Below are 15,205 nucleotides of genomic sequence, written 5' to 3' on the forward strand. Positions count from 1 at the left end.
TTATTTTTTGTTAGCAATTGCTGTCTTTACAAAATCAACGAAAAGAGGATGAGGATGTAATACAGTGCTTTGATATTCAGGATGATATTGTGTTCCGATATACCATTTCAATGTTGGTATTTCTACAATTTCTACCAAATCGCTTTCTGGATTTCTTCCTACACATTTCATTCCATTTTTTTCATACTCTTTCTGATAGTCATTGTTAAATTCATAACGATGGCGATGTCTTTCTTGAATATGCTCTTTCTTGTAAATATCAAAAACTCTTGATCCTTGTTTTAATACACATTCATAAGCTCCAAGTCTCATTGTACCGCCCATGGTTGAGATGTTTTTTTGTTCTTCCATAATGTCAATTACATTATGTGGAGTCTTTTCATCTATTTCTTTTGAATTTGCATCTGCATAACCCAATACGTTTCGAGCAAATTCGATAACCATCATTTGCATACCTAGGCATATACCGAATGTAGGTATGTCGTGAGTTCTTGTATAGTGAGCTGCTATGATTTTGCCTTCAATACCACGTTGCCCAAAACCTGGACATACAACAATTCCATCTTGGCCTTTTAGCTTGTCAGCTACATTTTCTTCAGTAATGTATTCTGAGTTAATGAAAGTGATATTAACTTTTCTATCATTGTAAGTTCCTGCATGTGATAGACTCTCGCGTATACTTTTATATGCGTCTTGTAGATCGTATTTGCCAACGAGACCTATATTAACAGTTTCAGTCGAGTTATTTCGGCGTTCCAAAAAAGCTTTCCACGGACCTAATGCAGGAGTTTCTCCTACGTTCATACCTGTTTTTCTTAATATAGCAGCATCGAGTCCTTGCTCTTGCATATGTACAGGTACTTCGTAAATGCTTGGAAGGTCTTCGCTTTGGAATACACAATCATAATCTACATTACAGAAACTTGCAACTTTTTTAAGGATACCATTAGGTAAATGTTTTTCCGTACGGAGTACAAGTATGTCAGGCTGAATACCAACGCTCTGTAGTTCTTTTACAGAATGTTGGGTTGGTTTAGTCTTGAGCTCTCCTGCAGCCTTCAAGTAAGGTACGTATGTTAAATGTACGTTAATTGCATTTTTGCCCAATTCCCATTTTAACTGTCGTATGGCTTCCATGAAAGGTGCACTTTCGATGTCACCTATTGTACCACCAATTTCAGTGATAACAAAATCATAATTATATTTTTGTCCAAGAGACTTTACGTTTCTCTTTATTTCATCAGTGATGTGAGGTACGACTTGAATCGTTTTTCCTAAATAATCTCCGCGTCTTTCTTTGTCAATGACAGCTTTATATATACGGCCTGTTGTCAAAGAATTAGCTTTTGTTGTTTTAATACCTGTAAATCGCTCATAATGACCAAGGTCTAAGTCGGTTTCCATTCCATCTACAGTAACATAACACTCTCCATGTTCATATGGATTCAGAGTACCTGGGTCGATGTTAATGTATGGGTCAAATTTTTGGATTGTGATGTTGTAGCCCCTAGCCTGGAGCAATTTGCCAATGGATGCAGAGATAATACCTTTACCTAGTGAAGACACTACACCACCGGTGACGAAGATATACTTTGTTTCAGCCACGATTGTGATTTTTAAATTACTTTATAATTAACAAGTTGCAAAGTTACAACAAAAATATGAAACAAACAAGTAATCAAAATAATAATCTGTGTTAATCTGTGTATTCTATAAACTATTTTTCTTACCTTTGTAGCCGATTTTTTATGAATGATGATGAATAAAATACTTATAAGCCTTATTGTTCTATGTATGTTTAATTTGGGTAGTCAAGCCCAAAGGCGTGCAAGACAGACACATATAGATGATGTGTCTCTTTCTTTTTTAAGACAATATGATGATTCGTTGAAGAATTATGAGCGTAGGTTGGATACTCTTCAGTCAATGGTAAAGCCTTTGAGTGTAGAAAATGATTTCATTTTGTTTTCTCCACTAACATTTTATAAAGGTCCTGCTAAAGATATTCTAAATCTTGAAAAGCAGCAAGGTGGAATAGCTAATCGATTGTTGAATAATTCGTTGATGAATATTTATCTCCGTCGACCAGATTTGATACGCTTTACCGAGAATGAGTTGATTTCGACATCTATAAATGGGGTAGATGATCATTCCGTACAAAATCCGAGTCACAACATTATTGATAGAGTCGCTCCTGTTCCAATGGAGCCAGATGTTATTTCTATGGATGTTTGGGTGACTAAACCAAATTTTTGGACTTTTTCTGGCGATTATTATCTTCAATTCTTACAAAATTATATCTCAGGTAATTGGTATAAAGGAGGAGAAAGTAATTATTCTATGCTCGGAAGTGTAACTTTGCAGGCTAATTATAATAATAAGCAAAAAGTAAAGTGGGATAATAAATTAGAGTTGAAGTTAGGTTATCAGACTTCGCGCGGTGATACTCTCCATAAATATAAAACTTCAGAAGATTTATTACGATATACCGGAAAGTTGGGTCTACAGGCTGCCAGTAAATGGTATTATACGTTGCAGTTGATTGCTTATACTCAGTTCACACGTGGTTATAAGAGTAATGATCCTTTTGTATATAGTGATTTTATGTCTCCGTTCAATTTAAATGTGTCTGTCGGTATGGATTATACTGTTAGTTGGTTGAATAAAAAACTAACTGGTACGGTTCATTTAGCTCCTTTTGCTTTCAACTGGAAATATGTTGATCGATTGGAGCTTTCTACAAGAAACGGTATTGATGAAGGTCGTCACAGCCTTTCGGACTTTGGTTCTGAGTTTACTGTTGATTTGACGTGGGCCTTATCTGATATGGTGAAGTGGAAAACAAGAATGTATGGTTATACTACATATAACCGTACGGAGTTTGAATGGGAAAATCAGATTTCGTTACAGTTTAATCGGTATATATCTGCTAATATATTCTTGTATCCACGATTTGATGATGGTGGGACTCGTGATACTGATTATGGCTATTGGGAATTTAAAGAATATTGCTCTTTAGGATTTTCGTATTCGTTTTAGCAGAGTCTTATTCGTTTGTATATAGCCAGTACACAGCAATGATAATAACTAATGCAATAGTACCAAGTATTAAGAAAAGTGTGTTAGCAATAACACGCTTTTTCTTTTTATAGCGTGTAGCTTCATCTTTAAATGTTGCTGCACTTAAATGATGGTGATGATGATGTCCTCGGCTGTCTTTGTGGCTGCGTTGGTAGTTCTTGCTATTGTAAACGTGGTAGGTAGATTCTTGACTGGTTGCTTTGGTATCGGTATTTTCTTCTATCATATGTTTTTCTTAAAAATATTTGTTATTACTTATACAAAATAATATTTATTATTGTTTGAAGAGTGATGGGTATAAAAAGGTGTATCATTTTTGATACACCTTTTTATATGGTGATATGAATTAAAATCTGAATGATACTTCGATGTCGATCATGTTGTAGTTGTGCTTTGTTAATGAACGGTCATTGATGTGAGCAAATTCACCACTGATTTCTAAATTGCGAGTAAACTCGTAATCCATTCCCAACTCATATTGTGATTTCATCTTGTTGATTTCTCCATTCGGCTGGTACATGTCATAACGAGCTTTTATATGACATTTTTGCTTGACAATTGGTGCTATTACCAAGGCATAAACACCTTGTGCTTTATTTCCATTTGAACTCAAATTACAATCACTAGCTGTAGCATCGTTTGTGTTGGTTAGAGTTTTTGCAAAAGCATAGCCTGTAGAATGTATATATTCTGATCTGAAAGTCCAATCGTTTACGAGATACTCAGCAGAAAATGCATAACGATTTTGAGCGAGTTTTCTTACTCCGTTGAATGTGACATTATCTTCTGTCCATGTTCCTTTTCTTGCGTATGAGCCTGTCCATCCAAAGGCACCAATTCGCATACCTTTTACAGGCATAGCCCATATACCTCCAATAATATTTTTTTGCTGGTCTATATCTTTTACGTTAATACCTTGCCCATTAAAGATTCCTATTTGATAGTGTAATAGGTTTCTTCCATTAGCATTTTTGAGGAAATCACCCTGAAATTGCAAGCCAATATCTCTACCATTACTAGAGTGACCACCAGCTCTGTCTGTAAAGCCTGCTAATTTCTGTACGTTTTGACCATAACCCATAAAACCTTGGTCAATCGGATTCATTGGATTTTCAAATGTAAATGGATTTTTAAATTGTCCAATTTTAACTTTGAAAAAATCGAATTTTTGCCATTCTGTAAATAAATCTACAACTTTCGGTGCACTTGTCAGGGTAGACGTGTTGCCGTTCATTTGTAATTGAATTTTCCAATAGAAATCATCAGCGATTCGACCGTCAAGTGACATCCTTATTATTCTAAGGTTGAAACTATTGGCTTTAGCACCTTCTTGACTGGTATATTGGTATTGAGTCTGGGCATATCCAGATAGTTTTACGTTACTTAACCATGCCGGGAGCTTAATTTGTGCATTAGCGTTTAATGTGGCAATTGCTAATATAAGAGTAATAAATCCTTTTCTCATAAATGCAAGATCTATTTTAAAAAACTAACCATTTTTTGCAAATATAGCTTTTTTTTATAACATTATTACCCATTTTCGAGTTTTTTAAAAAAAAGCGTTGAAAATGGGTAAATAAAGATATTATAAAGTCTTATTGAATTGTTATCTTCGATAAAGTTGTACGACGTTTTCTACATGTGGCGTATGTGGAAACATGTCAACAGGCTGAACTTGCATGACTTTATAATCACAGTCAAGAAGAGCTAAGTCTCTTGCCTGTGTAGCAGGGTTGCAACTTACATAGACAATACGTTTTGGAGCTGCATTAAGGATAACCTGAATTACATCTGGGTGCATGCCGGCTCTTGGTGGGTCTGTAATAATGACATCAGGTCTTCCATGCTGCTTAATAAAGTCATCGGTTAAAATATCCTTCATGTCTCCAGCATAGAATAAAGTGTTGTCAATTCCGTTGATTTCACTATTTACTTTAGCATCCTCAATAGCTTCTGGTACATATTCGATACCAATTACTTTTTTACTATGGTGAGCAACGAAGTTTGCGATGGTTCCTGTTCCTGTATAAAGGTCGTAAACTAACTCCTCTCCATTTAATTCCGCAAAATTTCGAGCTACTTCGTAAAGGTGGTAAGCCTGATCGGTATTTGTTTGGTAGAAACTTTTTGGACCAACTTTGAACTTCAAGTCCTCCATGGTTTCATAGATATAGTCTTTGCCTTTGAAGACCTCGATATCCAAATCTCCAAAAGTGTCGTTTCCTTTTTGGTTGTTCACATATAATAAAGAAGTAATTTGAGGGAAACTGTCCGCAATATGTTGTAGGAGACCCAGAGCCTTCTCATGATCACCTTCTTCATCGTAATGGAATTGGATGAGTACCATCCATTCGCCAGTATTGCTATTACGGAACATGATGTCGCGTAATAAGCCATGTTGTTCACGGATATTATAGTAAGATATGTCATGGCTTGTAGCATATTGGCCAATTTCATTCCTTATTTCATTATTCAAATTATCCATCAACCAACATTTGTTGATAGGATAAATTTTGTCGAAAGCTCCTGTAATATGAAACCCAATGGCACCTTCTGTTAGACTCCCAGTTTCACCTTCCTGTTTTGGTGGCAAAGCTGCAATTTCCTCTTTTGTATACCAACGTTTATTAGCACATCCGAATTCTAGTTTGTTGCGATATTCTTTAATCTTTTGCGACCCCATAATAGGATGGAATTCAGGGAGTTCAATTTTGCCGATACGAGTGAGTTGATCTTGTACCTGCTTTTGTTTGGCTTTTATTTGTTCCTCATAAGGTAAATTTTGCCATTTACATCCTCCGCAAATTCCAAAGTGTTCGCAAAAAGGCTTTTCTCGCTTTTCACTATATTGAATAAATCTGATCACTTCAGCTTCACAATAATGATGCTTTTTTTTGCGAACTTGCAAATCGACAACATCTCCAGGAACCGTAAATGGAACAAAGACAACCATGTCGTTAACTCTTGCTAAAGACTTACCTTCAGCAGCGATATCTGTAATCGTTACATTCTCCAAAATAGGTAACGGCTTTCTTTTTCTACTCATTTTTCTTATTTTCAAATTTGTGTTGCAAAGTTACGAAAAAATGTTCATATTGTATAAACTGTAATGTGTATTTTGCATTGTGTGCGATAACAATTGAAATCAAAAAAACGTTCCGTAATTTTTTACGTAAAAGTTTGTTTGAACGATGGGTTTTTTTTATATTTGCAAGAGAAAAGTAGTTATGATCAATAATTTTTGAATATATTTAATATCAACTATGAGTGAAAAAAGAGTTTATACCTTCGGTAATGGTAAGGCTGAAGGTAGAGCAGATATGAGAAATCTGCTTGGTGGTAAGGGTGCCAATTTGGCTGAAATGAACCTTATCGGTGTTCCAGTTCCTCCTGGTTTCACAATTACTACTGAAGTTTGTTCTGAGTATTATGAAAAGGGAAAAGAAAACGTTGTAGCTTTGTTGAAGGATGATGTCACAAAGGCTATGAAGCAGATTGAGGATATCATGGGCAAGAAGTTCGGTGATCCTGAAAATGCTCTTCTCCTCTCTGTTCGCTCTGGTGCTCGCGCTTCTATGCCAGGTATGATGGATACAATTCTTAACCTTGGTTTGAATGATGTTGTTGTTGAGGGTGTAGCAAGAAAGACTGGTAATGAGCGCTTCGCTTATGATAGCTATCGTCGTTTTGTACAGATGTATGGTGATGTTGTACTTGGTATGAAACCAGTTAACAAGGAAGATATTGATCCATTCGAAGCTATCATCGAGCAGGTTAAGGCTCAGCGTGGTATTTCTCTTGATAATGAGATGAATGTTGATGAGTTAAAGCAGCTTGTTGTTCTTTTCAAGAAGGCTATCAAGGATCAGACAGGTCACGACTTCCCAGAGAATCCTGAAGATCAGTTGTGGGGAGCTATTTGTGCTGTATTCGATAGTTGGATGAATGAGCGTGCTATTCTCTATCGTAAACTTAATGATATTCCTCAAGAATGGGGTACAGCTGTTTCAGTAATGGCTATGGTATTCGGTAACATGGGCGAAACATCTGCTACTGGTGTATGTTTCAGCCGTGATGCTGCTACTGGTGAGAATATCTTTAATGGTGAATGGTTGATTAATGCCCAGGGTGAGGATGTTGTAGCTGGTATTCGTACACCACAACAGATTACAGTTGAAGGTTCACGTCGTTGGGCTAAACTTGCTGGTATTGATGAAGCTACTCGTGCTTCTGAATATCCTTCTTTGGAGGAGGCTATGCCTGAGGTATATGCAGAACTTAATGGTATTCAGGATAAATTGGAGAAGCATTATCATGACATGCAGGATATGGAGTTCACTGTACAAGAAGGTAAACTTTGGTTCCTTCAGACACGTAACGGTAAGCGTACAGGTACTGCAATGGTTAAGATTGCTATGGATCTTCTCCACGAAGGTGAGATTGATGAAAAAACAGCTATTGAGCGTTGTGAGGCTCAGAAGTTGGATGAACTTCTCCACCCAGTATTCGATAAGGCAGCTTTGAAGAATGCTAAAGTTCTTACACAGGGTCTACCAGCATCTCCAGGTGCAGCTTGTGGTCAGATTGTATTCTTTGCAGAAGATGCTGCTAAGTGGCATGCTGATGGTAAGAATGTAGTTATGGTTCGTATTGAAACTTCTCCTGAGGACCTTGCAGGTATGACTGCTGCAGAAGGTATTCTTACTGCACGTGGTGGTATGACATCTCACGCAGCTGTTGTTGCTCGTGGTATGGGTAAGTGCTGTGTATCAGGTGCAGGTGAATTGGTAATCGATTATAAGGCTCGTACAGTATCTGTTAATGGTAAGACTTTCAAAGAGGGTGATTACATCTCTTTGAACGGTTCTACAGGTCAGGTTCTTGAGGGTGAAGTTAAGACAAAAGCAGCTGAGGTAACAGGTGACTTCGCTGAGTTGATGTCACTTTGCGACAAGTATACTAAGATGGTTGTTCGTACCAACGCAGATACTCCACATGACGCAGAGGTTGCTGCTAACTTCGGTGCTGTAGGTATCGGCCTTTGTCGTACAGAGCATATGTTCTTTGAGAAGGATAAGATCAAGGCTATGCGTGAGATGATTCTTTCTGATAGTAAAGAAGGTCGTGAAGTAGCTCTTGCAAAACTTCTTCCACTTCAGAAGCAGGACTTCTATGGCATTTTGAAGTGTATGGATGGTAAGGATGTTAACATCCGTCTTTTGGACCCACCTTTGCACGAATTTGTTCCTCATGATTTGAAAGGTCAGCAGACTATGGCTGATGAAATGGGTAAGAGCTTGGAGTTCATTCAGGCACGTGTTAAGGCTCTTCAGGAGTCTAACCCTATGCTCGGTCTCCGTGGTTGCCGTCTTGGTATTACATACCCAGAGATTACTGCTATGCAGACTAAGGCTATCCTCGGTGCTGCTATTCAGTTGAAGAAGGAAGGCTTTAATCCAAAGCCAGAGATTATGGTTCCATTAGTAGGTACATTCAAGGAGCTTGAATCTCAGCAGAAGGTTATTAAGGCTACAGCAAAAGCACTTTTCGAAGAAGAAGGCGTAGAAGTCGAGTTCAAACTCGGTACTATGATTGAAATTCCACGTGCAGCTCTTACTGCTGATAAGATTGCGAAGTATGCTGATTACTTTAGCTTCGGTACAAACGACTTGACTCAGATGACATTTGGTTATAGCCGTGATGACGTTGCTTCTATTTTGAATACTTATATCGATGGTAAGATTTTGGAGCACGATCCATTCCAGGTTCTCGATCAGGAAGGTGTTGGTCAGTTGATTGAAACTGCAGTAGAGAAGGGACGTAATGCAAATCCTAACTTGAAGTGTGGTATTTGTGGTGAGCATGGTGGTGAGCCATCTTTTGTTAAGTTCTGTCATCGTGCAGGCTTGAACTATGTAAGTTGTTCTCCATTCCGTGTGCCAATCGCACGTCTAGCCGCCGCACAGGCAGCCGTCGAGGAGTAATTAAACTCTCTGATATAATGAAAAGGACCTGTCCGTTTGGGCAGGTCCTTTTTTAGTCTTCGGAAGAAAGCTTCCGACGATTACTGACCAAAAACGTTGCATAATTTGCGATAATTTGCAGATTTGTTTGGCTATTCGACATTAATTTAGTATTTTTATCGCAGAATCTGCGACGTTAATCACTGTTTTTTTGTAAAACCTCTGCCGCAGTTTGGCGCACCTTTGTCATACTTTTGCAAAAAAATCGTAGAAATATGGACAACGATAGAGGACAAAGTTTGATAACCAAATACGTCTGGGTGATAGAGACCATCTATCGCAGACGTAAGATCTCGTTTAAAGAACTGAACGAGCTATGGCTTCGTGATGACATCAGCAGAGGAGTGGATATACCCAAACGTACCTTCGACAACTGGCGTCATGTCATTTGGGATATGTTCCTCATCAACATCGTCAATGAGAACCGTGGAGAATACCGCTACTATATCGAAAATGAGGAAGACATAAGTAAAAACGGACTTCGTTCCTGGCTATACAACACTTTCTGTGTGAGCAATGCCTTAGCCAACAGTCAGAGCATCAAAGACCGCATCATTCTGGAATACGTGCCGTCTGGTCAGGACTACCTTCAGCCCATCATTGAGGCTATGAAGGAAAATCATGTGTTGAACATGACCTATCACAGTTATTGGAAAGATGAGGAGAACAATTTCGATATACAGCCATACTGTGTTAAGTTGTTCCGTCAGCGTTGGTATATGGTGGCACGAAGCACAGATCCATATTATTATAAAAATGGACCGTTCATCTATTCTCTTGACCGAATTGAATATCTTCATGCAACAGACGAGACTTTTGAAATGCCAAAGGACTGGTCGGCAGAGGATTTCTTTGAAGATTGTTTCGGTATTATTGCTGACCGAAGTATAAAGCCGCAGACCGTCAAACTGAAAGTTGTGGCAGGTCAGGCCAATTATATCCGTGACTTGAAGATGCATGAGTCGCAGGAAGAGATAGAACGCAATGAGGAATATAGCATCTTCATCCTCAACCTCCGCCCCTCCTTCGACTTCATACAGGAAATCCTCTGGAACGGTGAGGATATAGAAGTTCTCGAACCCGAATGGCTTCGGAAGGAACTTGCTGGTAAGATAAAGAGAATGTGGAACAAGTATAACAAGTAAAAAACAATTATTATGAGCATGACAATCAGTGACCTAACCTTAAAACATCTTTGTCAAAAATATAGTCATGACATTGGTTCGGGCACAAACAGATTCTTGCCAGGCATAAAAGTCCGCTATGTAGCAACCAACAAGAAATTCGGTTATACCTATTTCGGAAATTTCTTCTTCTTTGGCGATGACATCTATGTTTGGGAGCAGGACGAAAAATATGCGGAAGACCATAACCAGAACGTTGTAGAGGACGTTTTTGGTGATGAATGCAAAGGGCGCGGCTATGCTCGCAGAGTTTTATTTGCCGGTGTCCTTACAGACTTTTCCGATGACAATGGAGAAGGTATCTATACTGGAGATGTCATAAAGTTGGAGAAAAAGGATGAACCTACCGAGTATTTTGCTGTTGGAGCATGGAGCCGAGAAGAAGGGAAAGGCGAGTATTGTTTCATCCTTGACAACCACAACTGGTCTTTGGAAGAATGTCTACACCAAAATTATCACATGACACGTGTAGGTACAGTGTTCTTCCAATTGGATGTAAGTGATTTCGTTGGTGTCAACCAGCGTGTCATGGGCTTTAATGGGTGGAGAGATACAGAAGAAGAAAAAAAGCAGAAAATCTTAATGGCAAAATTTACTCCCAACTTCGACCAAGAACCATGGAAATATCAAGGTCTTGAGACATTGGGAGCAGAATATGATTGGAGATAACAAAACATATATATTATGGAACAAAAATTGGACTATGGGCGAATTGGTGAAAAAGCTGCAGAGTTAGAGCTTCTGAAGCACGGCATAGAAGTAATCAACCTAAATGATTTTCGTAACAACTATGAAAATGCAGACTTGATATGCATGAATCGCAAGACGGGCAAAAGCGTAATGATTCAGGTGAAGTTAGGCAAAACCCATAACATTTTGACCGGATTAACTTCAGAATTGGATGGGACAATACCAGATTTGGAGCATAAGGTCATCGGTCCATGGATTTTCGTCAAGACTGATGATGAATTAAAAACAATGGATTTCTATATTTTGACAAAAGAAGAAACCATTGAGTTAATTAAGACCAGTTGCGATTGGTACGCGAATGGATGGAACCGCCAATTGAAAAGCAAACCAATGATTGGCATTGAGGTGGATTGGTTGGAAGGTAATTCATCTGCTGCATCAAAACCGAATGCCAAGAAACAACATCCGGAGTATAAGAGTACGTTGTCAGAAACCTCACGGGACAAATGGGAAAAGATAACAGATTTATTGTATTGATGTTATTGAAGATATGCAAGATTTTGTATCAATAGATTTTGAGACGGCTAACAATGAGCGCAGCAGCGTATGCTCTGTAGGTATTGTCATTGTGCGCAATGGCGAGATTGTTGATTCGTTCTACTCTCTTATTCAGCCAGAGCCGAATTATTATAATTATTGGTGTTCTCAGGTTCATGGTCTCTGTCATGAAGATACTGACGATGCACCAGTTTTTCCAAAAGTATGGGCTCAGATAGAGCCTCTGATAGAGAACTTGCCACTCGTTGCTCATAACAAGCCTTTTGACGAAGGTTGTTTGAAGGCCGTATTCCGTGTATATCAGATGGACTATCCTGATTATGAGTTCTACGACACTCTTTGTGTTTCACGGCGAGTACTTCCTGATTTAGAAAATCACCAACTTCAGACTGTAGCTGCAGCTTGTGGCTACTGTTTAGAGGATCATCACCACGCACTTGCTGATGCAGAGGCTTGTGCATGGATTGCAAGAGAAATATTGTAAAAAACGAAATTCAATACACAATATGGATAGGGAAGTATTATTTGAAAAGTTCTTGGAGGATTGTAAAAATCGAAAAGAATGGTGTGGCCAAGGCAATCCCAACGCTGATATTTTAATCATAGGCAAAGAACCGCATAATGATTATTTTATTTCTGATGAAGAAGAAATAACAAGGAGATTGTTGGAACAGGAGAATATTTGTAGAAGTGGATTTGGGGAAGCCCCTCGTGACTCCAAAAATCCTACATGGTGCAATTATCAAATGCTGATTGAAAATGTCTATCGTCCACAAAAAGTATTCAATCCTGCACTGTTTGATTTTGAAAAGTACGCCTTTACTACAGAAATTAATACAATCTTTCGTCCAAAAGCTGTTCTTGATGCAGAAACTAGAAATAACATAGACAAACGACTTTGTTTCTTCAAAGATTCTGAGTTTATAAATAGTTTTCCTGTTATAATCTTAGCATGTAACAATTTTATTTCAAACGACAAAGAAAGTGGATTTTTAATAAATAACACCTTCGGCGTAAAATTTGACGGCAAAGAAAGGGGAGAGCATAAAGAAAAAACTCGTGGACATTGGTTTTATACACATCATAGTGACAATGGAGAAAAATTGGTGATACACACTCGGCAGTTAAGTTTTCTTTTTGATTATTCTCTCTTAGAGCATATAACTGATGAAATAAAAGAGCATTTGAGAAAACTTGGATTAATATGATAACAACATAAATACCATTATCATCATTATGAAAGTATATTTTGCAGGTTCAATTCGAGGCGGACGTATTGATGCTAACTTATATGAACGCCTGATTAAATACATTCAGAAGACTGACATTGTGCTGACAGAACATGTTGGCAACCTCAATTTGTCAGAAGAGGGGCAAACTGTAACAGATATATACAACCAAGATACTAATTGGCTACGTGAAAGTGATGTGCTGATAGCAGAATGTACTTGTCCGTCTCTGGGAGTTGGTTATGAACTGGCATACGCTGAGCGTTTCCAGATACCTTGTCATATCTTCTACAACAAGAATAGAACAAGCCTCTCGGCAATGCTGGCTGGAAATAGTTTCTATAACATCCATCCCTATGAGGATGAAACTGAAATATATCCTATAATAGACAGCATATTACAAAAGGAGTATGATACATGAAGATAATCTTCCGTGATTTTGACGGTGTTCAGAATACGGGACATTATTATGTATCAGAGGAATGAATAACGCCCTCCCAGATGCAGAAGCTAGTACTTGGATAGCAAGAGAAATATTGTAAAATGTTTAACTTTTAATTTTTATTGTTATGTTTGTATTAATGATGCCAACCATTGAAAGTATTTGCGAAGATTATGGTCTTGACTATAATGATACCAATGAGGAAGAACTTTTAGAACAACAAGGTTTGGAAGCTTATCACATAGAAGTAAATGATGGCGAGTCTTTTGAGATTCCCCAATGTTTTACTGGTAGAATTGAACAAGACGAGCAGAATTATTATAAAAAAGTCTTAGTAGATGAGGATATGGATTATTATGAGCGAGAGGTAATCCAAGATGATTTGCCTTCTGGCCTCTACCAGTTAGATAAAGATGAGATAACTGTGAAACAAATCTACCAAACAGATGTATTCTAATTATAATCCCGACAAAGTTATGAACGTTCAAGAAGAAATTGTAAAATGGGCAGAAAAAACCGTCAGAGAGTATCATGAAATTGCGACTCGTAAGGAGGTAAATCTAGCATATTATACCCAATCTGATCTTTCTCTGATTTCAGAAGAACCGGAATTGATGATTGTTGGAATTAATCCGGGTAGTGGAGGTACTTACAAGGAGCAATGTGAAAATAAAAACTGGTCATACTTGTACAATAATAATCAAGACCAGAATCATTTGCTTAAAGGTAATTACTGCAGGGAAGAAGGTAAACCCTCGTCATGGGAGAATCATAGAAAATGGGGCTATTGGAAAGGCTTGAAAAGATGCTTGTCACAGACTAATTTGAATGAAATAATAGAAGATGATAGTAAAATTATTGTCACGAACGCATCTTTTTTCAGTACAAAAAAAGCTGATGGAATTAGCGATTCCTTATTAAAAATTACAATTCCATATACACTTGATTTAATAAATATAACAAATCCCAAACATTTGATATTCCTTAGTGGAAAGAACTGTTTTGAAAGACTCTTTAATTTGTCAAGAATGTCAGAAAATATCCAGTTCGAATACAAGAAAGTTTGTGGTAATATTTATGTAGGTGTTCTTAATGGAAAACTATGTATTGGTATCCCACACCCAGCATATAAAACAAATGAAGAGCTGAATCTTGTTGCTTCGGTCATTCCATACCTCATTAGTTCAGATAATTATGAGCATATTGATATCGCATTGATACAAAAAGAATGCGCTAAACAGATCAAAGAATATGAAGAGAGGATCCACAATAAGAAGAAACAAGGAGAGATTTCGAATTTGAATAATCTCATAGAAAAAGTAATATCAGAATGCAACATTGAAGCCTATGAAGAAAGAAATCATAGGTATAAGCTGAATGGTAAATATGGAATAACGATAACAGATAAAGGTAAAGGTTATATAGCAATAAGGCACATTGACTATGATACTAAGGGTTATGACAACAACCAAGATAAAGAAGTCCATAAATTAAAAGAAATGTTGAAAGGACGGGGATACAATACTTCTGAAAAGGTTTGGATTGGGACAAAAAAGTTTTCTCGATTTGGTAATAATGACAACAAAATAATAGAAGGTATTTGCAAGGAAATAAAAGATTTAAAAGAAGAAATCCAGAAGATATAATTATTTTTCAAAATAACATCACTTTCCTTTGGCCTCTGCCACCAGTTGGTGGAGGTCTTTGTTTATTTTGCACCACAATTCGTACAATTTGGGAAAAATGAATTTTTGCGAGTATGATGAAAAGAAAAACAGACAACACAGATAATTTCAGTTAAAAGGAAAGTGGAATGAGAAGGGGAGAGAATAAATCGGTTCATCTGATAACCTGCATCCGTTAGTAGCCGCGCAGGCTGCTGTCGAGGAATAATCGATAGAAACTGAAAATTAGTAAAATACGAGGCAAGGACTTGATGAACAGGTTCTTGCCTCGCTTTTTTTTTCTATTGTTGTATAGTGTCGATTAGTTCGAAAG

The 15,205-nt window shown here is 37.6% G+C and carries 14 protein-coding genes; 10 read left to right on the forward strand and 4 right to left on the reverse strand.

The features are described 5' to 3' along the window. Nucleotides 1-1,605, reverse strand: a complete 1,605-nt coding sequence (locus L6469_RS01005) for a CTP synthase (protein ID WP_006282535.1) — start codon at nt 1,603-1,605, stop codon at nt 1-3. A 147-nt stretch (nt 1,606-1,752) separates the two neighbouring features. Here L6469_RS01005 and L6469_RS01010 point away from each other — a divergent pair, with 147 nt between their 5' ends. Next, nucleotides 1,753-3,039: a DUF3078 domain-containing protein gene (locus L6469_RS01010; RefSeq protein WP_027454103.1), complete on the forward strand. Its 1,287-nt coding sequence runs from the start codon at nt 1,753-1,755 to the stop codon at nt 3,037-3,039. Nucleotides 3,040-3,046: 7 nt separating this feature from the next. Here L6469_RS01010 and L6469_RS01015 read toward each other — a convergent pair whose 3' ends face one another. The 3 genes from L6469_RS01015 to rlmD form a co-directional block, all read right to left on the reverse strand. After that, nucleotides 3,047-3,307 carry a hypothetical protein gene (locus L6469_RS01015; RefSeq protein WP_006282533.1) on the reverse strand — a complete coding sequence of 87 codons (261 nt, stop codon included), beginning with the start codon at nt 3,305-3,307 and terminating at the stop codon, nt 3,047-3,049. 120 nt (nt 3,308-3,427) lie between these two features. Further along, nucleotides 3,428-4,546, reverse strand: coding sequence for a porin (locus L6469_RS01020; protein ID WP_006282532.1), 1,119 nt, complete (start codon nt 4,544-4,546; stop codon nt 3,428-3,430). Between the two features lie 141 nt (nt 4,547-4,687). Continuing rightward, nucleotides 4,688-6,127 (reverse strand): 23S rRNA (uracil(1939)-C(5))-methyltransferase RlmD, encoded by a 1,440-nt coding sequence (gene rlmD, locus L6469_RS01025; RefSeq protein WP_039870452.1) that lies wholly within the window; start codon nt 6,125-6,127, stop codon nt 4,688-4,690. Between the two features lie 217 nt (nt 6,128-6,344). On the opposite strand from rlmD, the gene ppdK reads away from it, so the two are divergent. The 9 genes from ppdK (at nt 6,345) to L6469_RS01070 (ending at nt 14,853) form a co-directional block, all read left to right on the forward strand. Next, nucleotides 6,345-9,065 (forward strand): pyruvate, phosphate dikinase, encoded by a 2,721-nt coding sequence (gene ppdK / locus L6469_RS01030; protein ID WP_237851103.1) that lies wholly within the window; start codon nt 6,345-6,347, stop codon nt 9,063-9,065. 254 nt (nt 9,066-9,319) lie between these two features. Next, nucleotides 9,320-10,249, forward strand: a complete 930-nt coding sequence (locus L6469_RS01035) for a WYL domain-containing protein (RefSeq protein ID WP_039870449.1) — start codon at nt 9,320-9,322, stop codon at nt 10,247-10,249. 12 nt (nt 10,250-10,261) lie between these two features. After that, the gene (locus L6469_RS01040; protein WP_006282528.1) at nt 10,262-10,957 is read left to right on the forward strand and encodes a hypothetical protein; all 696 of its coding nucleotides are present in this window, start codon (nt 10,262-10,264) and stop codon (nt 10,955-10,957) included. 15 nt (nt 10,958-10,972) lie between these two features. Continuing rightward, nucleotides 10,973-11,515: a hypothetical protein gene (locus tag L6469_RS01045; protein WP_006282527.1), complete on the forward strand. Its 543-nt coding sequence runs from the start codon at nt 10,973-10,975 to the stop codon at nt 11,513-11,515. A gap of 13 nt (nt 11,516-11,528) precedes the next feature. After that, nucleotides 11,529-12,020 carry a 3'-5' exonuclease gene (locus L6469_RS01050; RefSeq protein ID WP_006282526.1) on the forward strand — a complete coding sequence of 164 codons (492 nt, stop codon included), beginning with the start codon at nt 11,529-11,531 and terminating at the stop codon, nt 12,018-12,020. A 22-nt stretch (nt 12,021-12,042) separates the two neighbouring features. Beyond that, a complete protein-coding gene (locus L6469_RS01055; RefSeq protein ID WP_006282525.1) occupies nt 12,043-12,744 on the forward strand; it encodes a hypothetical protein in 702 nt (233 codons plus the stop codon). A gap of 28 nt (nt 12,745-12,772) precedes the next feature. Further along, on the forward strand, nt 12,773-13,186 hold the full coding sequence (locus L6469_RS01060) for a nucleoside 2-deoxyribosyltransferase (protein WP_006282524.1): 414 nt from the start codon (nt 12,773-12,775) through the stop codon (nt 13,184-13,186). Nucleotides 13,187-13,346: 160 nt separating this feature from the next. Beyond that, nucleotides 13,347-13,664: a hypothetical protein gene (locus tag L6469_RS01065; RefSeq protein ID WP_039870445.1), complete on the forward strand. Its 318-nt coding sequence runs from the start codon at nt 13,347-13,349 to the stop codon at nt 13,662-13,664. Between the two features lie 19 nt (nt 13,665-13,683). Then, nucleotides 13,684-14,853, forward strand: coding sequence for a hypothetical protein (locus L6469_RS01070; protein WP_162091555.1), 1,170 nt, complete (start codon nt 13,684-13,686; stop codon nt 14,851-14,853). Nucleotides 14,854-15,205: the final 352 nt, after the last annotated feature.

Source organism: Segatella baroniae B14, assembly GCF_022024235.1.
In the GTDB taxonomy this organism is placed as follows: Bacteria; Bacteroidota; Bacteroidia; order Bacteroidales; family Bacteroidaceae; genus Prevotella; species Prevotella bryantii.